Source organism: Mycobacterium sp. (assembly GCF_035274705.1).
In the GTDB taxonomy this organism is placed as follows: domain Bacteria; phylum Actinomycetota; class Actinomycetes; order Mycobacteriales; family Mycobacteriaceae; genus Mycobacterium.
The window spans coordinates 14,953-36,759 of record NZ_DATENY010000040.1 but is presented as its reverse complement, the minus strand read 5'-3'; the positions used below and the strand labels follow the sequence as shown (position 1 = coordinate 36,759).

Below are 21,807 nucleotides of genomic sequence, written 5' to 3'. Positions count from 1 at the left end.
AGGTGAGATGAACGTGAAAGTGCTCAGAAAGTTGGCAATGTGTGCCACGGCTGTCGGCCTCGTCGTCACGTCCGGTTGCGCGGGCGCGGGCAGCTTGGGCTCGTCGGCGAACGAGGTGACGATCGCCTTGGTGTCCAACTCACAGATGACCGACGCCCAGAAGTTGTCGACCGAGTTCGAGAAAGAGAATCCCGGCACAAAGCTGAAATTCATCACGCTGTCGGAGAACCAGGCGCGCGCCAAGATCACCATGTCGACCGCGATGGGCGGAAGTGAATTCGACGTCGTGATGATCAGCAACTTCGAGACCCCGCAATGGGCGAAAGATGGCTGGCTGCTGAACCTCTCGGACTACGCGAAGAACACGCCCGGTTACGACGAGAACGACTTCATCCCGTCGCTGCGCGACTCGTTGTCGTATGAGGGCAACATGTACTCGGTTCCCTTCTACGGTGAATCCTCGTTCCTGATGTACCGCAAGGACCTCTTCGAACAGGCCGGCATCAAGGTCAACGAGGATCCGAACTACCAGCCCACCTGGCAAGAGGTTGCACAGTGGGCGGACACGATCAAGAAGAAAAACGATGACGTGGCAGGCATCTGCCTGCGCGGCAAGCCCGGTTGGGGTGAGGTGCTGGCACCGCTGGACACGGTGATCAACACCTTCGGCGGGCGCTGGTTCGACGAGAAGTGGAATGCCCAACTCAACAGCCCGGAAGTGAAGAAGGCTGTCAATTTCTACGTCGACCTGATCAACAACGCCGGTGAACTGGGCGCGTCCTCAACAGGATTCCAGGAGTGCGCCAACTTGTTCGGTCAGGGGCAGACGGCGATGTGGTACGACGCGACGTCGGCGGTCTCGGTCCTCGAGGATCCCAAGACCTACCCGGACCTGGTCGGCAAGATCGGGTACTTGCCCGCTCCGATCGTCGAGAAGCCCAATTCGGGTTGGCTCTACACCTGGTCGCTGGGAATTCCGAAGGGCGCCAAGAACCCTGACGGCGCGTGGAAGTTCATCTCGTGGATGACCAGCAAGGACTACATGAAGCTGGTCGGTGAGAAGCTGGGCTGGGCCCGCGTCCCACCGGGCAGTCGGACATCGACCTATACGGCGCTGCCGGAGTATCAGGCGATCTCGAAGTCCTACGGACCGCTGACCTTGAAGTCGATCGAAAGTTCGACCCCGAACAAGCCTACGGTGCAACCGGTTCCGTACACCGGGGTGCAGTTCGTCGGGATTCCCGAATTCCAGGATCTCGGCACGCGGGTGAGCCAACAGATCAGCGCGGCGATCGCCGGGCAGAAATCCGTGGACGACGCTCTTGCCCAAGCACAGGAATACGCCGAAGTCGTCGGCCGGACATACCAGGAGAAGTGATGACTCTTACTGCTGATACCGAACCTGACGCCAGTCAGAAGGCAGTGGCGGAGCGGGTCCGCAAGATCCGGGAGGCACAGGACACCGGCGTGAGTCGCGCAGAAGGCTGGCGCAGGCGTGGACCGCTACTTCCGGCGCTGATCTTCATGATCGTGGTCACCCAGATTCCGTTCCTGTTCACGCTCTACTACTCAACGCTGTCGTGGAACCTGGTGCGTCCGGGCTCGCGTCAGTTCGTCGGACTGAACAACTACGTCGCGGTCGTCAAGGACAGTCAGTTCTGGAGGGTGGCCTTCAACACCGTCGTTCTGATCGTGGTCGTCGTGCTGGTCTCGGCGTTCCTGGGCTTGTTGCTCGCATTGCTGCTCGATCGCGCCTTCCTGGGCCGCGGCGTCGTACGGACGCTGTTGATCACTCCGTTCCTGGTGACACCCGTTGCGGCGGCGCTGATCTGGAAGACCACGATCCTCGACGCCACCAACGGCATCTTGAACTGGGCGCTGTCTCTGGTGGGGATCGGCAAGGTGGATTGGATCGGCCAGTTCCCCTTGACCATGGTGATGGTTGTGCTGATCTGGCAGTGGACGCCCTTCATGATGTTGTTGATCCTCGCCGGCCTCCAGTCGATGCCTCGCGACATCCTGGAGGCCGGTCGAGTCGATGGTGCGGGCGCGTTTCAACTCTTCCGCGAGTTGACGCTGCCCCACCTTCGGCGCTTCATCGAACTGGGTGTCGTACTCGGCGCGATCTACCTGGTGAACACGTTCGACACCATCTACATGCTGACGCAGGGCGGGCCCGGCATCGCCAGTGCGAACCTGCCGTTCTACATCTACCAACGCGCGTTCCTCGGTTTCGACATGGGCCAGGCCGCGGCCATGGGCGTGGTGGTCGTGATCTTCACGATGATCATCGCCAGCTTCGCGCTTCGGTTGATCTTCAAATCGTTCTCCGGCAAGGAAGAGGCGGCCTGAGATGACAACAATAGTTGAGAAGGGCACGGCGACAACGGGTATGACCGTGGCGCCGAAGAAGAAGAGCCGCGAGTTCAGTCCATGGGGAGTGGTGGCGTGGCTCGTCGGGCTCGGGTTCTTCTTCCCGGTGTTCTGGATGGTCCTGACGGCGTTCAAACAGGAGGGCGACGCGGCGACAAGTCCGCCGAAGCTGTTCTTCACCCCGACGCTTGATCAGTTCAAGGCGGTGTTCGAGCAGGGCATCGGCCCCGCGATGCTGAACTCCATTTTCGCCACTGTCATTTCGACGGTTCTGGTGCTGGCACTGGGGACTCCGGCCGCGTTCGCACTGTCGCTTCGACCGGTCCGCAAGACGCAGGACGCCCTGTTCTTCTTCATGAGCACCAAGATGCTGCCCATCGTGGCGGCGATCCTGCCGCTGTACGTGATCGTGTCCAATATCGGTCTGCTGGACAACATCTGGGCATTGGTCATCCTCTACACATCGATGAACCTACCTATCGCGGTGTGGATGATGAGGTCGTTTTTCCTCGAGGTGCCCGGTGAACTGCTCGAGGCGGCCAGCCTTGACGGCGCGAGCCTGTGGCGGTCGGTGCGCGAGGTGATCCTGCCGCTGGTATCGCCCGGCATCGCGGCGACGGCGCTGATTTGCGTGATCTTCGCCTGGAACGAATTCTTCTTCGCGGTGAACCTGACCGCGGTGAACGCCCAGACCATGCCGGTTTACCTCGTCGGATTCATCGCCGGTGAGGGGCAGTACTGGGCCGTCTTGTCGGCGGCGGCAACCATGGCCGCCCTGCCCGTGATCCTCTGCGGGTGGTTCGCCCAAAACAAGCTGGTGCGCGGACTTTCGTTCGGCGCGATCAAGTAACTTCCCCTCACCGCACAAGGAGAACAGCAGCCATGGCATCAATCACCTACAAGAACGCCTCCTGCATCTACGCCCAGGCGGACACACTCGCCGTCGACTCACTCAACCTGAACATCCAGGACGGCGAGTTCGTCGTCCTGGTCGGGCCGTCCGGTTCCGGCAAGAGCACCGCGCTGCGGATGTTGGCCGGCCTGGAGGACATCGACGAGGGCAGCATCGAGATCGGCGGCAAAGACATGACCGGCGTCCCATCAAAGGACCGCGACATCGCGATGGTTTTCCAGAACTACGCGCTATACCCGAACAAGACCGTCGCCGAGAACATGGGCTTCGCGCTGAAGCTGCGCGGGGTATCGGCCGACGAGCGGCGCAAGAAGGTCGAGGACGCGGCCAAGATCCTGGACCTGACCGACTTCCTCGACCGCAAGCCCGCCAAGCTCTCCGGCGGTCAGCGTCAGCGCGTCGCGATGGGCCGTGCCATCGTGCGCGAGCCGCAGGTCTTCTGCATGGACGAGCCGCTCTCGAACCTGGACGCCAAGCTGCGCGTGCAGACGCGCACCCAGATCGCCGCGCTGCAACGACGGCTCGGCACCACCACTGTCTACGTCACTCACGACCAGGTCGAGGCGATGACGATGGGGGACCGGGTGGCCGTGTTGCGGTTCGGCAAGCTGCAGCAGTTCGCCGCGCCCAACGAGTTGTACGACAAGCCAGCCAACGCGTTCGTCGCCGGCTTCATCGGATCGCCGGCGATGAACCTCGTGACGGTGCCGATCACGCCCGACGGCGTCAAGATCGGCGGTTCCACACTCGAATTGGAGCGCGCCGACCTCACGAAATTGTCCGAAGCCGGGCTGTCGGAGGTCACCTTCGGAATCCGGCCCGAGCAACTCGAGCTCACCGACTCCGGTGGCGTGGACGTCGTCGTCGACCTGGTCGAGGACCTCGGCAGCGAGGCGTACGTGTACACCCACGCGGGCTCGGGCGTCGAATTGGTGGCGCGGTGCAATCCGCGCACGGCGCCCAAGCTGGCCGACTCGGTGCGGTTGCGCAGGCATCCCGAGGGAGCGGTGCACCTGTTCCACCCGCAGACTGGCGAGCGCCTGAACTGACTTTCGGGGCAAGAAACGTCTGCGCACGCGAAGGGCGAATTCAACATGCGCGCGCCGGAGTTTCGGCTCCGTACACCAACTCCCGGCCTCGTCGGGTTGCCATGGGACCGACCGTTGTCGGAGTGGGTGGTCCCCGATGTTCCGTTGCGCGACATCGCCGTTGGGATGAGCCGGCACCTGGTCAAGTTCGTCGACGCCGACGATCAGCTGTGGGCGGTCAAGGACATGCCTCCGCGGGTGGCCATCAAGGAGTACGACGTGCTGCGGCGGCTCGAGGACATGGGGCTGCCTGCGGTACGTCCGGCGGGCCTGGTTCTGCAGCCGGAATTCGACACCGCGATCCTGGTCACCCGCTACCTCGAAGGATCCTGGCAGTACCGCAGGCTGTTCATGCGTCTGCCGCCTGACCAGCCGAGGCACCGGGCACGCCTGCTGGATGCGATGGCGGGTTTGTTGGTGGAACTGCATCGCCACGGCGTCTTCTGGGGTGACTGTTCACTGGCCAACACCTTGTTCTCGCGGGACGGGCAGCTTCTTGCGGCCTGGCTGGTCGACGCCGAGACGTCCGAGATACACCCGTCGCTGAGCCGCGGGCAGCGCAGGCACGACCTCGAGATTCTGGTGGAGAACGTGGCGGAGGGTTTGGTCGACCTCGCCGAGCGGATCGGTCAGCCGGAGGAGATGCACTCGACGCTGATCGCCGAAGCCGAACAGGTCCAGGTCCGCTACGACACGCTCTGGGACCTCCTGCACGCCGAGCCGGTGTTCGGGTTCAGCGACCGGTACCGCGTCGAAGGGACCATCCGTCGCCTCAACGAACTCGGCTTCGCCGTCGACGAGCTGTCGCTGCAACCGGACAGCGCCGACCCGAGCCAGCTCAAACTCCATGTCGCCGTGGGTGATCGGCGCTACCATGCCCAGTGTCTGCACGATCTCACCGGGCTGGAAGTCGGTGAGGGGCAGGCCCGCATCCTGCTCGGCGACCTGCGTGCGTATCAGGCGCAGCTGTGCCGCGAGGTCGGGCACGACGTCGACGAGCGCACCGCCGCGCGGCTGTGGGTCCTCGAGGTGTTGACACCGTACGAGCAGTTGGCGCACGAAGCGATACACCACACTGGCACGCCGATCCAGGCCTACTGCGATCTGCTCGAGGTGCGTTGGCTACTCAGCGAGAACGACGGTCACGACGTCGGCACCAACCGAGCGCTCGCGGCCCTGGCACGCGATGTCATCCCCACTGACTCCGCTGCGAAGATGGTGATCGCCGAGATACCGACCGAGCCGTTCGCGGTCCTGTCGATCGACGATGACTCCTAGCCGCCCCTTCCGCGCGAACGTTGCGTACCGCTCGAATATCTGCCGATTCTTCGAACGGTAAGGAACGTTCGGCGAGTGGTGGCTAGGTGACCGGTTCGAGGCCCGGGTTGGTGCCGAGAGGCACACCGGGGTTGGCGCCCGGTGCATCGTCGGTGAAGGCCTGGTGCGGCATTGCCCTGCAGTAGTCGTCCATCGGGGTCTGATCCCCTGAGCAGTAGGGCATGCGGTCTTCTGGGTCAGCTGCTGCGTGCGGGGCTCCGACGAGGATGGCCGCTGCCGCGAGCAGGCACGCCGTGAACAGTCTCGTCATAGTCCAACGTTACTGCGGGTAATACCGTGATGTGGTGGATCGTTACGGCCGGGTGAAGCTGACCAACGCGGACAAGGTGCTGTACCCGGCCACGGGTACCACCAAGGCTGAGGTCTTCGACTACTACGTCAACATCGCCGACGTCATGATCCCGCACATCGCCGGCCGCGCGGTCACCCGTAAACGCTGGCCCAACGGCGTCGATGAGCCGTCGTTCTTCGAAAAGCAGCTCGCATCGTCGGCGCCGGACTGGCTGGATCGCGGCACCATCGTGCACAAGTCGGGGACGACGACGTATCCGATCGTCGACACCATCGAAGGTGTGGCATGGCTCGCTCAGCAGGCATCGCTGGAGGTCCACGTGCCGCAATGGCGATTCATGACGGGCGGGCAGGAAGGGGCGGGCAAAACGAGCACACCCGGGCCGGCCACCAGATTGGTGTTCGACCTGGACCCGGGTGAGGGCATCAAAATGAAGCAGCTCTGCGAAGTCGCGCAGGCCGTCAAGGAGCTGATGGGTGACATCGGCCTGACGACCTATCCGCTCACCAGTGGCAGTAAGGGCCTGCATCTGTACGCCCCGCTCGAGGAGCCGGTCAGCTCGCATGGCGCTGTGGTGTTGGCCAAACGTGTTGCGCAGCAATTGGAAAAGGCGATGCCCAAGCTCGTCACGTCGACGATGACCAAGAGCGTGCGGACCGGCAAGGTGTTCCTGGACTGGAGCCAGAACAACGCGTCCAAGACGACGATCGCGCCGTATTCGCTTCGCGGACGCGAACATCCAACCGTCGCGGCGCCCCGCACCTGGGATGAGATCGCCGATTCGAAGCTGCGGCACCTGCGGTTCCGCGAGGTGCTGGAGCGTGTGGCTGAGTACGGCGACCTACTTTCGGAACTCGACGAGAAGGTGCCGACCGAAGACAGGCTGACCACGTATCGCAGCATGCGTGACGCGGCGAAAACGCCAGAGCCGGTGCCGCATAAACCACCAAAGGCCGGAAACAACGACCTGTTCGTCATCCAGGAACACCACGCCCGCAGGTTGCATTACGACCTGCGACTAGAGCGGGACGGTGTGCTGGTGAGCTGGGCGGTGCCGAAGAACCTGCCCGATACTCCGTCCGTCAATCACCTCGCCGTGCACACCGAGGATCACCCGTTGGAGTACTTGACATTTCACGGCACCATTCCTACGGGGGAGTACGGCGCCGGCCAGATGATCATCTGGGACACCGGCACCTACGAGACGGAGAAGTTCAACGACTCCGCTGAAGAAGGGGGTGAGGTCATCGTCACTCTGCACGGAATGAAGATCGACGGCCGATACGCGCTGATTCAGACTGACGGCAAGAACTGGCTCGCGCATCGAATGAAGGACCAGAAACACCCACACGCAGGCGATCTGGCGCCGATGTTGGCCACAGAAGGCTCGGTGGCAAACCTCAAATCGACGCAGTGGGCATTCGAGGGCAAATGGGACGGCTACCGGGTTCTGGTCGACGCGAACCGTGGGACGTTGAACGTACGTTCTCGACGCGGGCGGGAGGTCACCGGCGAATATCCCCAATTCGAGGCACTGGCAGCAGATCTCGCCGAACACCACGTCATCCTCGACGGCGAAGCCGTAGCTCTCGACGAGTCCGGCGTGCCGAGCTTTTCGGAGATGCAGAACCGGGCCCGTTCCACCCGCGTCGAGTTCTGGGCATTCGACATCCTCCATCTGGACGGACGATCATTGTTGCGCGCCAAATATTCCGACCGTCGGCGACTACTCGAGGCATTGGCCGAAGCTGGCGGCGTGATCGTGCCGGACCTGATACCCGGCGACGGGCCCAAGGCGCTGGAGTATGCACACAAGCGCCGGTGGGAAGGTGTGATCGCCAAGAAGCGGGATTCCACCTACCAGCCTGGCCGGCGGTCGTCGTCGTGGATCAAGGACAAGATCTGGAAGACCCAAGAGGTGGTCATCGGCGGGTGGCGGCAAGGCGAGGGCGGCCGCTCCAGCGGTATCGGCGCGCTGATGCTCGGCATCCCTGAAGACGGAGGACTGCATTTCGCAGGCCGCGTCGGCACCGGGTTCACCGAGAAGGAACTGACCAAGCTCAAGGACATGCTCAAGCCGCTGCACACCGACGAATCACCATTCTGCACAAGGCTTCCCACGCAGGACGCGAAGGGCGTGACGTTCGTCAGGCCGGAACTCGTCGGCGAGGTGCGCTATAGCGAACGTACGAGCGATGGTCGGCTACGTCAGCCGAGCTGGCGCGGGCTGCGGCCGGACAAGACGCCGGACGAGGTGGTCTGGGAGTAGCAGCGGCGGAGGGATGCCGACGAGGCGCCCTTATCGGCAATTCAGACAGCGGGTTTGGGGAGCTCGATGCGGGGTAGCCCCTAAGGTCGGCGAAACAACAGCGCCGCTATTCAGGGGGTTAGAAATGCAGATCTCTGGTATCGATATGCGACGCGGAGCTTTCGCTGGACTTGCCGCCGGCGCACTTGGTGGTCTGGCAGCCGCGACGATCGCGATTCCGACGGCGTCCGCGCAGCCCGGGTGCACCGCGGCAGGGCTGAGCAGCGCGCTTGGTACCGTCTCGACGGCGACCGGCCAGTTTCTCGCCGCCCATCCCGGTGCAGATGACGCGATCACGAACTCTGGAGCGCTGGCACCGGGAGACGCTGAGAATGCGATTCGGACGTATTTCGTTGCCCATCCGCAGGAGTGGGCGGAGCTGCAAGGCATCGCGCGGCCGCTGGCCAACCTGCGACAGCAGTGCAACGTCGATGTCGCACCCGCACAGATCGCGAGGCTGTTCGACGCGATGGCCTCATAGCCTTACCTCTAGCGTTCGCCGCGGGCCTCGAGCAGCGATTTGATGTCCACGATCGGCGTCTTGTCGATCGCCTCGAGGCCTTTCACGCGGATATGAAGATCGTCGACCTCGAGAATCGTAACGGTATGGATGCCAAGTGGATTCGGGCGATGCTGAGAACGCGTAGCGAAAACGCCACGGATCGGCCGGCTCGTATCGCCGCGCGGATGCACCTGCAGGACGGTGCGATCCGCCATGTGCAACCAGGTCACCACGACGATGTCGTCGCCCGGCCGCAGGCCGTCGAGCGCGGGGCGGACGTCTGGCACGAGCACCAGCGTGCAATCCGGAGCTCCTTCGTCACCCTGGCGTGGGGCTGCGGCCGGCTCGGTCAGCGATGAGTCGACAAACCCGATCGGGCGCAACACGAAGTCGGACGTCATCAGGGAATCATGTGATCGTGACGCCGCCGTCGACGACGATGGTCTGCCCGGTCATGAAGCCGCCGGCATCGGATGCCAGCCACACGAGCGTCGCGGCCAGTTCGGTCGGATCGCCCATGCGGCCCAACAACACTCGTGGCTTGAGGCTCTCGATGTAACCGGGCTTGTAGGCGTCGGTCATCTCGGATTCGAAGAAGCCCGGCGCGATGGCGTTGACGCGGATGCCCTTGCGGGGGCCCCATTGCTGTGCCAGATCGCGGGTCAGGCCGATGATCGCGGCCTTGCTCGCGCTGTAGGCCGCCTGTGGCAGTCCGGCCGTCGTCAGGCCGAGCACGCTGGAGATGTTCACGATCGAACTGCCGGGCTGCATCACCTTCGCGCACGCCTGCGCAGCCCAGTACGAGCCGTTGAGGTTGATGTCGACGACGGCGCGGAACTCCTCGGGTGTTTCGCGAGTGGCCGGCACGGCGGTGCCGACCCCGGCGTTGTTGACCAGCACGTCGACGTGACCGAACTCGCTCATCGCGGCGTCCACCATCGCCTGGCTTTGGGCCGGATCGGCGACGTCCGTGGCAACCGTCAACGCGCGTCGCCCGGAATCCTCAACGAGACGCGCTGTCGCATACAGTTTGTCGACGCGCCTGGCCGCCAGCACGACGTCTGCGCCAGCTTCCGCGCACGCCTGGGCGAACGACACGCCCAAACCGGAGGATGCACCGGTGACGATGACGACCTTGTCGTCGAGTCGGAATTTGTCGAGTACGGGCACTCGGTCAGACTATGCGACCGTCCCAACTGGCTGGTCGAGTGTTGGGTTTTGTCACGCCTAATGCGTCCTAAGCGCGCATCAACCCGACACTCGGCGGCGAGCACTTCGACGTTCCAACAGCAGCAACTGATCGTGAACCGGAGTTAGAGCCGGTTGTTCTGACCGATCACCGCCCACACCGTCTTGCCGGACGGCATGGGAGCGTTTCCCCACATCCGCCCATAGGGCGGACACGATCCGCAGACCTGACGGTGCGCCGTACCTTCGCGCTCCTTCGCGCAGCGTGGCCAGGGCCGTGCTCGAGTCTTGCACCGCCACCGTGACGGCCGCGCCGTCGCATTCCAGCCGCCCGGCCGCGCATCTGCAGACCAGTGCGATTGGTATCTGCGGCCATCGGCTGACTAGCCAGCGCGCGCTGCTGACCGCCGACCATGCTGACTCCTCCGGAACGTCCATTTCGGTGACATCGACGACGACGGCACTCGGCTCGTTGAGAGCGGCTTCAATGGTCTTGTCTCGCAGCGGGATATATCTGGATCTGTCGAGCGCGCCGAGGACGCGCAGCACGGTGGTTTCGCTCACCGCGTTCGCGGTTATGGATAGTGCCGGCGCTCGGTCTGTATATGTCATCACCCTGGGACTACCCCGTGCGCTGGCTGAGCTAACAGGTTTACAGCTTGGCGATGACCTTTTCTGCGAAGGACTCGAGGTGACGGATCTTGGTGTCCAGCGGCTCGGTGTCCTGGCCCATGGTGTAGGGGATTCGGAAGCCGACGATGACGTCGGTAACGCCCTTGTCCTCAAGGCGTTTGATGCCGTCGAGGGTGAACGCGTCGAGTGAGATGACGTGGATCTCGAACGGCCCAGTGCGGCCTTCTTCTACGCGAATCTGACTGAGTCGCTTGATCAGCCGGTCCAACTCCTCGGGATCGCCGCCGCCGTGCATCCAGCCGTCGCAGCGGGCCGCGCGCTTCAGCGCCGCTTCGGCGTGGCCACCAATCAGTATGGGAATCGGTCTATTTGGCGCCGGCGTCATTTTCGTCTTGGGGATGTCGTAGAACTCGCCGTGGAACTCGAAGAACTCGCCGGTCGTCAGGCCCTTGATGATCTCGATGCATTCGTCCATCCGCTTGCCGCGCTTCGCAAACGGGACACCCATCAGCTCGTAGTCCTCCGGCCACGGGCTGGTGCCGACGCCGAGACCGAGCCGGTTGTCGAACAGCGCCGCAAGCGAGCCGGCCTGCTTGGCCACCAGCGCAGGCGGACGGATGGGCAGTTTCAGCACGAAGAAGTTGAACCGCAGGGTCGTGGTGACCGCGCACAGTGCACCGGCGAGGACGAAGGCTTCGATGAACGCCTTGCCATCGAGGAATTCACGGCTGCCGTCGGGGGTGTAGGGGTATTTGGAGTCCGACTCGAACGGGTAGGCGACGCTGTCCGGAATCGTCATCGCGTGATAACCCGCCGCCTCGGCCGCCTTGGCCAGCGGAAGGTAGAACGTCGGGTCGGTCATCGCCTCCGCGTAGGTGAAACGCACCCGGCCATACTAGAACGTGTTCTAGTTCGAGGTTTGAGTATTGGCACGCGGGGAACATGGCGGCCATGAGCGCGGTATCGAAGACCTTGTACCTGCCCCTGCAAATCGCGACGAGCGTTGCCGGTGGCCTGCTGGCAGGCAAGGCCTTCACCGAGGTCTGGCAGCGGATCAGCCCGTCGGATCAGGAGCCGCCGGACCCCAAGGACCTCAACCGCTCCGGCCGCGAGGCCATCACCGCCGCGGCGCTGCAAGGGCTGGTATTCGGCCTCGTGCGGGCGCTCGTCGACCGGGCCGGCGCCCACGGCTATCGCGCGGTCACTCGCCAGAGTCCGGAGTAGCGGCTCTTGGCCTTCGCCGATTCGTGCGTGGGGGGTTGTGATCCGCTCCCCGGTCACGACCCTCATGCATATCTCGATGCTTTGATCACGGCATCATGGCGTAGGTGCGCACCTGGCTCACCCGCAACGTCCGGGTGCTTTCGGCGGTCTCGTTTCTGCAAGACGCCGCCAGCGAGCTGCTTTATCCCCTGCTGCCCATCTACCTGACGGCGGTGCTTGGCGCGCCTGCCTCAGTGGTGGGCGCCGTCGAAGGCGCAGCGGAGGGCGCGGCGTCGTTGACCAAGCTGGCGTCGGGACCGCTCGGTGACCGGTTCGCGCGACGGCCACTCATCGCGACGGGCTATGGCATGGCAGCGCTGGGCAAGGTCATGGTGGCGGCCGCCGCGGCATGGCCGGGCGTGCTCGCCGGCCGCGTCGTCGACCGGCTGGGCAAGGGAATTCGCGGCGCGCCGCGCGATGCCCTGCTGGTCGCAGATATCGACGACGCCGCACGCGGTCGGGTGTTCGGCTTCCACCGGGCGATGGACACCTTGGGCGCCGTGGTGGGTCCGCTGCTCGGCCTGGCCGGCTACGAGCTGCTCGATCACCGGATTGCACCGCTGCTGTGGGTGGCCGTCGTGCCGGCCGTATTGAGTGTTGCGTTGGTGTTCCTTGTTCGTGAGCGGCGTAGGCCTTCGCCGCGCCCGCAGCGCCGGGCGATCGTCTCGCGCGTGGGCGAGCTGCCGCGTCACTACTGGCGAGTGACGGCGGTGCTTGTTCTGTTCGGCGTCGTGAACTTTCCCGATGCGCTGCTATTGCTGCGGCTCAACGAGATCGGGTTCTCGGTCGTCGAGGTGATCCTCGCGTATGTCACGTACAACGCGGTGTACGCGTTATCGAGCTATCCCGCTGGCCTGCTCGCCGATCGCATCCCGCGCCCGGCGGTATTCGGCATTGGTCTGGTGTTCTTCGCGATCGGCTACACCGGTCTGGGTTTGACGACGGATGCGGTCACGGCCTGGCTGTTGATCGGTGTATACGGGTTGTTCACCGGTTGCACCGACGGCGTGGGTAAGGCGTGGATTTCGTCGCTGGTGGGCTCGGATCTGCAGGCCAGCGCGCAGGGAGTCTTTCAGGGCGCCAGCGGGTTTGCGGTCCTGGCGGCGGGGTTGTGGGCCGGGTTCCTGTGGGGTGCCGACGGCCGGATGCCGCTGGTGGTCTCGGGCGTCGTCGGAGGTGTGTTCGCGATCGCACTGCTCGGCGGCGCGATGCGTGGTCAGAAGAGCGAGGGCACCGACAGCTCGACATCGTCGAGCGCGAACGGTGGTGCGCCGGTGCCGACGACGGAGTAGCCGCCCTGCGGTGTGCGCTCGGCGAGGCGAGCCTCGGCGATGCGCTCGTCGATTGCCAGCCTCACCTGCTGCGGCGGATTGCCGTCGGGCAGTGTGCCGAAAACCGTTCCCCGCCAGTGGTAGTGGCCGTCGATCGGGTCAAGGTGGCCCGTCAAGCGAACCCGAACATCATGGATGTCGTCGCCGATATGCACGGCGGCGGGGCCGTCGTATACCTCGTTCCCGATGGTGACGCGAGAGCTGAGATCGAAAGCCGATCGGATCTTCCTTCGCAGGCGCCGCCAGTTGACCGTGCTGCCAGGGCGATAGCGCAGGGTGTAGGTGCGTTGGGTGCTGTGACGCACTTCGATGCGTGTACTTTCCGTGCGGGCCATGGCATCCAGACATTGCGCAACATATTGCTGCTGCCCGCGGACGTCGGGTCCGGAGATGAAAAAACGGTTCGGCAGTCCGTGCACCGCGACGCCGAGGTATGGAACCATGCCCGCGGGTGACGGCGCTTGGTCGTAGGAGATCACGACGCTCGCGGCGTAACTGTCGCCCGCACGTGTCCTCAGCGTCCAGGTGTGGCCGATCTCGTCGAACTCCAGGCCGATGACGTCGTCGGGCCGCAGAATCACGACCCTGCTCAGCGTGATGCCGACGGATCGGCCACCAATCACGATGGCGTCGAAGATCTTTGCGTTCATCGCGGAAGGAACCCGCTTCGTCTCCACATGCGCCGGGCGATCGGGCCCATCAGCCCTACCTCTTCAAGGAACGCCGCGAGCGGAGCGAAACCCATCACCTGGACTTCGTGGCGGTGGGCGCTGTTGCGCGCGATTCGGCGCGCAGCGCGGGCGTCAAGCCCGACGCGGCGGTACTGCACCTTGTTGGTGAAAAGGTGACGGAAGAAGTAGCCGCCGACTCCATTGATGTTGGCCACCCACATCCTGCTGATCCAGCGCATGTGCGGGGCGCGTTTGCGCAAGCCGTCACGGGCGAACTGGATGTGGCGAGCCTCCTCGGTGACGTGAATGCGCATGAGTCGCTGCACCATTGGCTGCAATTCGTCGTCGTCCATCATCTGCCGCTGCAGGGAGTCGAAGATTTCCTCCCCGATAAGTGCCGCGACCCACAGCAGTGTCCCCTGGAAAGTGAATGGCAGCGCGTTGATGATGAGGCGTTGATACAGCCTGGGCCGCACCGGCTTTGCGCCGACCCGGTCGATCGCCTTGCCGAACATCACCATGTGCCGGGCTTCGTCGCCGAGCTCGGTCAGCTCGTAGTGCGTGGCGCTTGCGGTGGGATCCTGGTGCATCATCTTGCGCAGCAACGCCTGGTTGAGGATGTTCTCGAACCAAATGCCCGCTGACAGCGTGTTGGCCAACTCCTGACGCGACAACTCGATGCGCTGCTCGCGAGTCATGTTGTCCCACAACGGCGTGCCATACAGCGACACCGTCTTGGGCGGAAGGAAGAACTTGTCAGGATCCAGTGGCGCATCCCAGTCGATGTCGACGACCGGCGCATAGGACTTCTTGACCGAGCCCTTCAGCAGGCGCTCCGAGAATTCTTGACGAGTGGGTGCAGTCATCGTTGACGTCCCTTCGTTGAGGCGTTGACCTAAAAGTATGTACTCAGCGATAAAGTTGTCAATACCCTGGGTATCGGATACCAATGGTAATGCCTGGTCATAGGGCATACTCGCCTGCGTGACCCGACGGCTGCATGTGATCGGCATCGGTGCCGGCGACCCCGGCTACGTGACGGTGCAGGCCGTGGAGGCGCTCAACGACACCCAGGTCTTCTTCGCGATGGACAAGGGTTCGCAGAAGGACGACCTGGTGGCGTTGCGGCGAGACATCTGCGAGAGGTTCATCCGCGAGCCCGGCTACCGCTTCGTTGCCCTGCCGGACCCGTCGCGCGCCAAAGACGGCGATTACCGGCACGCCGTCTCGGATTGGCACGCTGCGCGGGCGCGGATCTGGGCGAAGGCCATCGAGACAGAGCTTGCATCCGACGGCGTCGGCGCGTTCCTCGCGTGGGGTGATCCATCGCTCTACGACAGCACTCTGCGGATCCTCGACATGGTCGCTGCCCACGTGGATTTCGAGTACGACGTGATTCCAGGCATCACTGCGATCCAGGCGCTGACCGCGCGACATCGCATACCGCTCAACGATGTTGGCGAACCCGTGCTGATCACCACCGGCAGGCAGCTACGCGAGCACGGGCTGTCCGGCGCCGCCGTGGTGATGCTCGACAGCGACTGCTCATTTCAGACCTGTCCGCCACAGACACGCATCTGGTGGGGGGCCTATCTGGGTACGCCCGACGAGTTACTTGCGTCCGGCACTGTGGAAGAAGTCGGCTCCACGATCGTGGACTTGCGGGCCGAGGCGCGCGCCCGACACGGCTGGATCATGGACACTTACCTGCTGCGCCCGCAGACGTAACGCGCGGACCGTGGCAAGATCAACCGCATGGGGAGCTTCCTCCTGCGCGCCGCGTTGACTGGTTTTGCGCTATGGGTGGTGACGCTGATCGTTCCCGGGCTCTCATTCGTCGGCGGCGAAACGACGGTGCAGAGGGTCGGCATCATCTTCGTCGTCGGGGTGATCTTCGGGCTGGTCAACGCATTCATCAAGCCGATCGTGCAGATCCTGTCGATACCGCTGTACATCCTCACGCTCGGCTTGATCCACATCGTCATCAACGCGCTGATGTTGTGGATCACTGCGTGGATCACGGAGCACACCACGCACTGGGGCCTGGCCATCGACCACTTCTGGTGGACCGCCATCTGGGCAGCGATCGTGTTGTCGATCGTGAGCTGGCTGCTGTCCCTCGTCACCCGTGATGCCGGACGCCGCGTCCGCGACTAAACGCCGGCCCTCAGCCGTACGGGCATTCGTTTGACACCCGGCACGATGGTGGCTTTCATTCGCGATACCTCGCCGGCGAGCTCGATTTCTCCGAATCGCGCCAGCAATTCACCGAACAGCACCCTGGCCTCCAGGCGTGCAAGTTGTGCGCCAAGGCAGGAGTGCTCACCGCACCCGAATGCGATGTGCGGGTTGGGAGTTCGCGTAACGTCGAACTCCTCTGCGGTTGGGCCGAAGATATCCTCGTCCCGGTTCGCCGATCCGTACAGCATCACCACCACGTCGCCCTCACGGATGAGCTTGCCGCGGAGCTCGACGTCCTGGGTTGCGCACCGGGCCATGCTGACGACAGGGCTGGTGTACCGCAGCATCTCCTCGACGGCGGTGGGTACGAGACTCGGATCGTCGCGCAGGGTGCGGAGCTGGTCGGGGTGCTCGATGAGAGCCAGCATGCCCAATGCGATGAGATTGCGGGTGGTTTCGTTGCCCGCGATCAACAGCAGATAGCAGAAGTTGAGAAGGTCCTCGTCGCTGAGTCGCTGGCCGTCGATCTCCGCCGTGATCAGTACCGACAACAAGTCGTCGGGTCCCGTCTTCGCGCCGGTTCTCCTGGCCTTGATCAGTTCTTCGAAATACGAGTAGAGCCGTGTCAGCGCGGTCAGTTGATCGAGTTCGACGTCAGGATCGGCCGTCCCGACTGTTGCGTCGGACCACGCCCGGAATTGCTCCCAATCCTCGGGCCGCGCACCGAGTAGCTCCGCGATCATCCACGTGGGCAGGGGCGCCGCAATCTCTTCGGCGAACTCCGACGTGCTCGTTGGATCGATCTGGTCGAGGATCCGTCGCGCGAACATTCGCAGCTTCGGCTCGAGTAGTCGCACCTGGCGTCGAGTGAATCCGGAGTTGATCAGCTTGCGCAGCTCCCTGTGACGTGGCGGGTCGGTGAAGATCAGGTTGCCCTCCAGCACCGGGTTCGGCACGGCGGGATCCGGGATCGAGACGCCCTTGGCCGAGGAGAAGATCGCCGGGTTGGTCGAGACGAACCTGATGTCGTCGTACTTCAGCAGCGCCCAGAAGCCGGCGGTGTCGTTCCAGCACACCGGGGCACTCGCACGTAGTTCCTTGAACGCAGGGTAGGGATCGCCGGCGTAGAACTCCGGGGAATGCAGCGGATACGTCACCGTCGAACTCCTTACATATGGCGAATGCCGGTCAGAATCACTTGCAGGCCGTAGAGGAACACCGATTCCGGGTCGCCGCCCGGATCCACCGAGCCCGTTGTGGTGCGACTGTGTTGCAGTTCGACCGACCCCAGCAGGTGGGTGAAGAGCAACGCGTGCGCGGCCGCGAGATCCTTTGCGGGAAGACCCGATTCGCGCAGAATGTTGCGAGTCGCGCGGTCCACTGCGGCCGCGGCCGACGTGAGCGGGCGCCGTTGAAGCAGTCCCGCGATACCCGGCACGGCGACCATCGCGCGCCGGCCGTTGAGGTACAGCGCGATGATGCGCTTGTCCCAGTCGCCTTGCTGCGGAATGTCGATGCTGTTGACCACCGCTTCGATCAGCAGGTCCAGCATCTCGGCCTTGCCGTTCACGTGGTAGTACACCGACGACGCCGAGGTGCCCGCCTCGGTGGCCAGCCCTCGCATCGTGACCTTCTCGACCCCGACGCGCTGTGCCAGTGCGAGCAGATGCTTGGTCAGGTGAGCCCGATCCAATGCTCCGTACCCCAGCGCGGGGGCGGCCTGCTCCACATCACGCCCTTTCGAACACTGTTCGAATTCGAACAGTGTTCAGATTGTCACAGGGAGTGCATGGACGTCAACGATGACGATCGGCAGACTGGACGAGTGCCTGAACTGCCCGAGATCGAAGCGCTTGCCGCTCATCTGCGCCGCCACGCCGTCGGGCTGACGATCGGCCGCATCGACGTATCGGCGTTGTCGGTGCTCAAGACGTTCGACCCGCCGATCAACGTGCTGCATGGTCAGGCCGTCACCGGGGCCGACCGGTGGGGCAAATACCTCGGCATGCAGGCAGGCGACCTGCACCTCATCACGCACCTGTCGCGTGCGGGCTGGCTGCGGTGGTCGGACAAGCTGGCCGCGGCCCCGCTGAAGCCCGGCAAGGGCCCGATAGCGCTGCGCGTTCATCTCGGAACCCCGGGCGACGCACCGGGTTTCGACCTGACCGAGGCAGGAACACAGAAGCGGTTAGCAGTGTGGCTCGTCGACGACCCGGCCAACGTGCCAGGCATCGCGGCACTCGGACCCGACGCGTTGTCGTTGGGGCCCGAGGAGTTGGCCGGTGTGCTGGCCGGCAACAGCGGGCGGATCAAGACCGTCATCACCGACCAGAAGGTGATCGCAGGCATTGGCAACGCCTACAGCGACGAGATCCTGCACGTGGCCAAGATCTCCCCGTTCGCGACCGCAGGCAAGCTGACGGACGCGCAGCTGGCCGCCTTGCACGACGCGATGACCAGCGTGCTCACTGATGCCGTCGAGCGGTCCGTCGGCCAGCAGGCGGCGACGCTCAAGGGGGAGAAGCGGTCGGGGCTGCGGGTGCACGCCCGTACCGGCCTGCCCTGCCCGGTGTGCGGCGACACTGTGCGCGAAGTGTCGTTCGCCGACAAGTCGTTTCAGTACTGCCCGACATGCCAGACCGGCGGCAAGGTGCTCGCCGATCGGCGGCTATCGAGGCTGCTCAAATAGGCTGTCGGAGTGACTCGGCAGAAGATCTTGATCACCGGCGCGTCGTCAGGCCTTGGTGCGGGAATGGCCCGTGCGTTCGCAGCCAAAGGGCGCGACCTGGCGCTTTGCGCCCGGCGCACCGACCGGCTCGACGAGTTGAAGGCTGAGCTGCTCGAAAAGCACCCCGGCATCACGGTCGCGGTGGCTGAGCTCGACGTCAACGACCACGAACGGGTGCCCAAGGTGTTCGCGCAGCTCGCCGACGACCTGGGTGGCATCGACCGGATCATCGTCAACGCGGGTATCGGCAAGGGCGCGCCGTTGGGGTCGGGAAAGCTGTGGGCCAACAAGGCCACCATTGAGACGAATCTCGTTGCGGCACTTGTGCAAATCGAAACCGCAGTCGAGATGTTCAAGGACGCCGGCGGCGGGCATCTGGTGCTGATCTCGTCGGTACTGGCCAACAAGGGAGTGCCCGGCGTGCGCGCCGCCTACGCCGCCAGCAAGGCGGGGGTGTCGTCACTGGGTGAATCGCTGCGCGCCGAATACGCCAAGGGGCCGATCAAGGTGACGGTGATCGAGCCGGGCTACATCGAATCCGAGATGACCGCCAAGGCGGAGACGACGTCGCTGATGGTCGACAACGAGACCGGCAGCAAGGCGATGGTCGACGCGATCGAACGCGAACCCGGCCGGGCCGCGGTGCCGACCTGGCCGTGGGCGCCGCTGGTGCAGATGCTGCGGTTACTGCCGCCGCAATTGGCCGCCAAATTCGCCTAGGCCCCTCCCTTTCCCGCGACCGTGCGTGTTTGTACGCGACACGCCGGCAAACGACGGACAAACACGCACGCTCGCCGATTGGTGGTTAGCAACGCTACGGGTTTAGGCGACCGGCGATCGTGGTAGCCAAACGACATGATCATGCAACTTTCGAAGATGACGCCCGCACTGTTCGTTGGTGCCGCGGCCGCTGCGATCGCCATTGCTCCGGCCGCCATGGCCGACCCGCCGGCGCCTCCCCCTCCGTGCCTCAATGCTGACGGCACGCCGTGCTCTGACATCGGCAATGTCGGCCCCGGCGGCGCCGAGGTGAACATCCCGTACGGTCCGTCTGGCGAGGCTGATCGCGGCGGTGCCTCAGGTGAGATCCCCTATGGCCCTGTCGGCGAGGCTGACCTGGGCGGTGCCTCCGGTTCGCTCTCGCCCTATGGACCCGGTGGCACGGCTGGTCCCGGTGGTGCCAGTGGATGCATCCCGAACGTGGGCTGCATCAACATCCCAGCCCCGTAACCGAGGACTCTTGCTAGGCGCTGCGACCGCGCTCCGTGCGGTAGCGGCGCACTAGCGCGTCGGTCGACGAGTCCGACTGCTTGGCAGGCGAATCCTCGCCGGTGATCACCGGCAGCAGAGCCTTGGCCTGAGTCTTGCCGAGCTCGACTCCCCATTGGTCGAACGAGTCGATGCCCCAGATGACGCCCTCGGTGAACACCTGGTGTTCGTAGAGGGCGATCAACTGGCCGACGACCGACGGGGTCAACTTGGTGGCCAGAATCGATGTGGTCGGCCGGTTCCCGGGCATCACCTTGTGCGCCACGACTTCCGGGGGCGTGCCCTCGGCGGCGATCTCCTCTGCGGTCTTGCCGAATGCCAGCACCTGGGTCTGGGCGAAGAAGTTGCTCATCAGCAGATCGTGCATGCTGCCCTTGCCGTCGGCGGTCGCCAGATCGTCGGTGGGCTGGGAGAAACCGATGAAGTCAGCCGGCACGAGCCGGGTGCCCTGGTGCAGCAGTTGGTAGAAGGCGTGCTGGCCGTTGGTTCCCGGTTCACCCCAAAAGATTTCGCCGGTGTCGACGGTTACGGGCGTGCCGTCGGCGCGCACCGATTTGCCGTTGGACTCCATGGTCAGCTGCTGAAGATAAGCGGCGAAGCGTGTGAGGTCGTTGGAGTACGGCAGCACCGCGCGCGACTGCGCGCCGAAAAAGTTGTTGTACCACAAGCCGATCAGCCCGAGCAGTACCGGAGCGTTGGCCTCCAGCGGTGCGGTGCGGAAGTGCTCGTCGACGATATGGAAGCCGGCCAGGAACTCGGCGAAGCGCTCCCGTCCGATCACGGCCATCACGCTCAAACCGATTGCGCTGTCCACCGAATAGCGCCCGCCAACCCAATCCCAGAAGCCGAACATGTTGTCGGTGTTGATACCGAAGTCGTCGACCAGCTTCTTGTTCGTCGACACCGCGACGAAATGCTTGGACACCGCCGCGTCGCCAAGCGCATCGGTAAGCCAGCGACGCGCGGCCGTCGCGTTGGTCAGCGTCTCGAGTGTGGAAAAAGTCTTGGAAGCGACGATGAAAAGCGTTGTCGCAGGGTCTAATCCGTCGAGCTTGGCGACGAGGTCGGCGGGGTCGACGTTGGAGACGAACCGCGCCGTGATGCCGGCGTCGGCGTAGTGTCGCAATGCCTGGTCCACCATCACGGGGCCGAGATCCGAGCCGCCGATGCCGATGTTGACGACGGTCTTGATGCGTTCGCCCGTGGCGCCCGTCCACTCGCCGCTGCGCAGCCGGTCGGTGAAGTCGCCCATCCGGTCCAGCACCGCATGGACGTCCTCGACGACGTTCTGCCCGTCGACGATCAGCTCGGCGCCGCGCGGTAGCCGCAGCGCGGTGTGCAGCACGGCGCGGTTCTCCGACGTGTTGATGTGCACACCGGAGAACATGGCGTCGCGCCGCTGGTCCAGGCGCGCCGTACGGGCGAGGTCGATCAACAGCTTCAGCGTCTCGCGGGTGACTCGGTGCTTGCTGTAGTCGATGTAGAGGTCGCCGACCGTGAGCTCCAGTTCCGTGCCGCGTTCGGGATCCTCGTCAAAGAGCTCCCGCAAGTGTTTTGGACCGATTTCGTCGTGATGCCGTTGCAGGGCCTGCCAGGCGGGAGTGGCTGCAATATCGGGGATCTGCTGCGTATCGGTACTCATGCCTCGACTCCCGCTCGTTCCGGTCCTCGCTCGTTCCTCGCTGCGATCCTCACACGCGCTCGTCTTCGGGTGCTCATGTTCAGAACC

The 21,807-nt window shown here is 64.2% G+C and carries 24 protein-coding genes and 1 pseudogene; 15 read left to right on the top strand and 10 right to left on the bottom strand.

Annotated elements, in window-relative coordinates:
* The first annotated feature begins 7 nt into the window (after positions 1-7).
* The 5 genes from VJV41_RS10520 to VJV41_RS10500 are packed head-to-tail and all read left to right on the top strand — an operon-like array spanning position 8 to position 5,652.
* Positions 8-1,378: a sugar ABC transporter substrate-binding protein gene (locus tag VJV41_RS10520; protein WP_325333367.1), complete on the top strand. Its 1,371-nt coding sequence runs from the start codon at positions 8-10 to the stop codon at positions 1,376-1,378.
* The gene (locus tag VJV41_RS10515; RefSeq protein ID WP_325333365.1) at positions 1,378-2,352 is read left to right on the top strand and encodes a sugar ABC transporter permease; all 975 of its coding nucleotides are present in this window, start codon (positions 1,378-1,380) and stop codon (positions 2,350-2,352) included. Before VJV41_RS10520 ends, VJV41_RS10515 begins: the two co-directional genes overlap by 1 nt.
* Position 2,353: 1 nt before the next feature.
* Positions 2,354-3,223, top strand: coding sequence for a carbohydrate ABC transporter permease (locus VJV41_RS10510; protein ID WP_325333363.1), 870 nt, complete (start codon positions 2,354-2,356; stop codon positions 3,221-3,223).
* A gap of 32 nt (positions 3,224-3,255) precedes the next feature.
* Positions 3,256-4,335, top strand: coding sequence for a sn-glycerol-3-phosphate ABC transporter ATP-binding protein UgpC (locus VJV41_RS10505; protein WP_325333361.1), 1,080 nt, complete (start codon positions 3,256-3,258; stop codon positions 4,333-4,335).
* Positions 4,336-4,380: 45 nt separating this feature from the next.
* A complete protein-coding gene (locus VJV41_RS10500; RefSeq protein WP_325333360.1) occupies positions 4,381-5,652 on the top strand; it encodes a DUF4032 domain-containing protein in 1,272 nt (423 codons plus the stop codon).
* An 82-nt stretch (positions 5,653-5,734) separates the two neighbouring features.
* Here VJV41_RS10500 and VJV41_RS10495 read toward each other — a convergent pair whose 3' ends face one another.
* On the bottom strand, positions 5,735-5,962 hold the full coding sequence (locus VJV41_RS10495; RefSeq protein ID WP_325333358.1) for a hypothetical protein: 228 nt from the start codon (positions 5,960-5,962) through the stop codon (positions 5,735-5,737).
* A gap of 31 nt (positions 5,963-5,993) precedes the next feature.
* Between VJV41_RS10495 and VJV41_RS10490 the strand changes: the two genes are divergently transcribed.
* Positions 5,994-8,273 carry an ATP-dependent DNA ligase gene (locus VJV41_RS10490; protein ID WP_325333355.1) on the top strand — a complete coding sequence of 760 codons (2,280 nt, stop codon included), beginning with the start codon at positions 5,994-5,996 and terminating at the stop codon, positions 8,271-8,273.
* A 124-nt stretch (positions 8,274-8,397) separates the two neighbouring features.
* Positions 8,398-8,793: a hemophore-related protein gene (locus VJV41_RS10485; protein WP_325333353.1), complete on the top strand. Its 396-nt coding sequence runs from the start codon at positions 8,398-8,400 to the stop codon at positions 8,791-8,793.
* Positions 8,794-8,801: 8 nt separating this feature from the next.
* Here VJV41_RS10485 and tsaA read toward each other — a convergent pair whose 3' ends face one another.
* The 4 genes from tsaA to VJV41_RS10465 form a co-directional block, all read right to left on the bottom strand.
* Positions 8,802-9,215, bottom strand: a complete 414-nt coding sequence (tsaA, locus tag VJV41_RS10480; RefSeq protein ID WP_325333351.1) for a tRNA (N6-threonylcarbamoyladenosine(37)-N6)-methyltransferase TrmO — start codon at positions 9,213-9,215, stop codon at positions 8,802-8,804.
* A gap of 7 nt (positions 9,216-9,222) precedes the next feature.
* Complete coding sequence (locus tag VJV41_RS10475) at positions 9,223-9,984, bottom strand: glucose 1-dehydrogenase (RefSeq protein WP_325333349.1); 762 nt, start codon at positions 9,982-9,984, stop codon at positions 9,223-9,225.
* 78 nt (positions 9,985-10,062) lie between these two features.
* Positions 10,063-10,566: a hypothetical protein gene (locus VJV41_RS10470; protein WP_414684931.1), complete on the bottom strand. Its 504-nt coding sequence runs from the start codon at positions 10,564-10,566 to the stop codon at positions 10,063-10,065.
* An 88-nt stretch (positions 10,567-10,654) separates the two neighbouring features.
* The gene (locus VJV41_RS10465) at positions 10,655-11,521 is read right to left on the bottom strand and encodes an LLM class flavin-dependent oxidoreductase (protein WP_325333347.1); all 867 of its coding nucleotides are present in this window, start codon (positions 11,519-11,521) and stop codon (positions 10,655-10,657) included.
* A gap of 65 nt (positions 11,522-11,586) precedes the next feature.
* On the opposite strand from VJV41_RS10465, the gene VJV41_RS10460 reads away from it, so the two are divergent.
* Both VJV41_RS10460 and VJV41_RS10455 read left to right on the top strand, forming a co-directional pair.
* On the top strand, positions 11,587-11,859 hold the full coding sequence (locus VJV41_RS10460; RefSeq protein ID WP_325333346.1) for a DUF4235 domain-containing protein: 273 nt from the start codon (positions 11,587-11,589) through the stop codon (positions 11,857-11,859).
* A 104-nt stretch (positions 11,860-11,963) separates the two neighbouring features.
* Complete coding sequence (locus VJV41_RS10455; protein ID WP_325333345.1) at positions 11,964-13,190, top strand: MFS transporter; 1,227 nt, start codon at positions 11,964-11,966, stop codon at positions 13,188-13,190.
* Here VJV41_RS10455 and VJV41_RS10450 read toward each other — a convergent pair.
* The gene (locus tag VJV41_RS10450; protein ID WP_325333343.1) at positions 13,115-13,879 is read right to left on the bottom strand and encodes a DUF4873 domain-containing protein; all 765 of its coding nucleotides are present in this window, start codon (positions 13,877-13,879) and stop codon (positions 13,115-13,117) included. The genes VJV41_RS10455 and VJV41_RS10450 overlap by 76 nt on opposite strands.
* Complete coding sequence (locus VJV41_RS10445) at positions 13,876-14,766, bottom strand: AurF N-oxygenase family protein (RefSeq protein WP_414684930.1); 891 nt, start codon at positions 14,764-14,766, stop codon at positions 13,876-13,878. Before VJV41_RS10445 ends, VJV41_RS10450 begins: the two co-directional genes overlap by 4 nt.
* A gap of 118 nt (positions 14,767-14,884) precedes the next feature.
* Here VJV41_RS10445 and cobF point away from each other — a divergent pair, with 118 nt between their 5' ends.
* Positions 14,885-15,628, top strand: a complete 744-nt coding sequence (cobF, locus tag VJV41_RS10440) for a precorrin-6A synthase (deacetylating) (RefSeq protein WP_325333341.1) — start codon at positions 14,885-14,887, stop codon at positions 15,626-15,628.
* A gap of 27 nt (positions 15,629-15,655) precedes the next feature.
* Positions 15,656-16,057 (top strand): phage holin family protein, encoded by a 402-nt coding sequence (locus VJV41_RS10435; protein ID WP_325333339.1) that lies wholly within the window; start codon positions 15,656-15,658, stop codon positions 16,055-16,057.
* Here VJV41_RS10435 and VJV41_RS10430 read toward each other — a convergent pair.
* Both VJV41_RS10430 and VJV41_RS10425 read right to left on the bottom strand, forming a co-directional pair.
* Positions 16,054-17,226, bottom strand: a complete 1,173-nt coding sequence (locus VJV41_RS10430) for a cytochrome P450 (protein WP_325333450.1) — start codon at positions 17,224-17,226, stop codon at positions 16,054-16,056. The two genes, VJV41_RS10435 and VJV41_RS10430, sit on opposite strands and share 4 nt — an antisense overlap.
* Before the next feature lie 23 nt (positions 17,227-17,249).
* Positions 17,250-17,810: a TetR/AcrR family transcriptional regulator gene (locus tag VJV41_RS10425; protein ID WP_325333337.1), complete on the bottom strand. Its 561-nt coding sequence runs from the start codon at positions 17,808-17,810 to the stop codon at positions 17,250-17,252.
* Between VJV41_RS10425 and VJV41_RS10420 the strand changes: the two are divergent.
* From VJV41_RS10420 to VJV41_RS10405, 4 genes and pseudogenes are all read left to right on the top strand, one after another.
* Positions 17,748-18,149: pseudogene (locus VJV41_RS10420) on the top strand (DNA-formamidopyrimidine glycosylase family protein); the annotation flags it as partial. The gene VJV41_RS10425 and the pseudogene VJV41_RS10420 overlap by 63 nt on opposite strands.
* 153 nt (positions 18,150-18,302) lie before the next feature.
* Positions 18,303-18,770, top strand: a complete 468-nt coding sequence (locus VJV41_RS10415; RefSeq protein WP_325333448.1) for a zinc finger domain-containing protein — start codon at positions 18,303-18,305, stop codon at positions 18,768-18,770.
* A gap of 9 nt (positions 18,771-18,779) precedes the next feature.
* Positions 18,780-19,529, top strand: coding sequence for an SDR family oxidoreductase (locus VJV41_RS10410; protein WP_325333335.1), 750 nt, complete (start codon positions 18,780-18,782; stop codon positions 19,527-19,529).
* A 135-nt stretch (positions 19,530-19,664) separates the two neighbouring features.
* A complete protein-coding gene (locus tag VJV41_RS10405) occupies positions 19,665-20,039 on the top strand; it encodes a hypothetical protein (RefSeq protein ID WP_325333333.1) in 375 nt (124 codons plus the stop codon).
* 13 nt (positions 20,040-20,052) lie between these two features.
* On the opposite strand, the gene pgi is transcribed toward VJV41_RS10405, so the two are convergent.
* Positions 20,053-21,720, bottom strand: coding sequence for a glucose-6-phosphate isomerase (gene pgi, locus VJV41_RS10400; protein WP_325333331.1), 1,668 nt, complete (start codon positions 21,718-21,720; stop codon positions 20,053-20,055).
* Positions 21,721-21,807 lie beyond the last annotated feature (87 nt).

Coding starts and splice junctions, on each gene's coding strand:
- tsaA (WP_325333351.1), bottom strand. CDS start 9,215: ATGACGTCCGACTTCGTGTTGCGCCCGATCGGGTTTGTCGACTCATCG.
- VJV41_RS10520 (WP_325333367.1), top strand. CDS start 8: ATGAACGTGAAAGTGCTCAGAAAGTTGGCAATGTGTGCCACGGCTGTC.
- VJV41_RS10460 (WP_325333346.1), top strand. CDS start 11,587: ATGAGCGCGGTATCGAAGACCTTGTACCTGCCCCTGCAAATCGCGACG.
- VJV41_RS10485 (WP_325333353.1), top strand. CDS start 8,398: ATGCAGATCTCTGGTATCGATATGCGACGCGGAGCTTTCGCTGGACTT.
- pgi (WP_325333331.1), bottom strand. CDS start 21,720: ATGAGTACCGATACGCAGCAGATCCCCGATATTGCAGCCACTCCCGCC.
- VJV41_RS10515 (WP_325333365.1), top strand. CDS start 1,378: ATGACTCTTACTGCTGATACCGAACCTGACGCCAGTCAGAAGGCAGTG.
- VJV41_RS10405 (WP_325333333.1), top strand. CDS start 19,665: ATGATCATGCAACTTTCGAAGATGACGCCCGCACTGTTCGTTGGTGCC.
- VJV41_RS10495 (WP_325333358.1), bottom strand. CDS start 5,962: ATGACGAGACTGTTCACGGCGTGCCTGCTCGCGGCAGCGGCCATCCTC.
- VJV41_RS10450 (WP_325333343.1), bottom strand. CDS start 13,879: ATGAACGCAAAGATCTTCGACGCCATCGTGATTGGTGGCCGATCCGTC.
- VJV41_RS10505 (WP_325333361.1), top strand. CDS start 3,256: ATGGCATCAATCACCTACAAGAACGCCTCCTGCATCTACGCCCAGGCG.
- VJV41_RS10445 (WP_414684930.1), bottom strand. CDS start 14,766: ATGACTGCACCCACTCGTCAAGAATTCTCGGAGCGCCTGCTGAAGGGC.
- VJV41_RS10510 (WP_325333363.1), top strand. CDS start 2,354: ATGACAACAATAGTTGAGAAGGGCACGGCGACAACGGGTATGACCGTG.
- VJV41_RS10435 (WP_325333339.1), top strand. CDS start 15,656: ATGGGGAGCTTCCTCCTGCGCGCCGCGTTGACTGGTTTTGCGCTATGG.
- VJV41_RS10500 (WP_325333360.1), top strand. CDS start 4,381: ATGCGCGCGCCGGAGTTTCGGCTCCGTACACCAACTCCCGGCCTCGTC.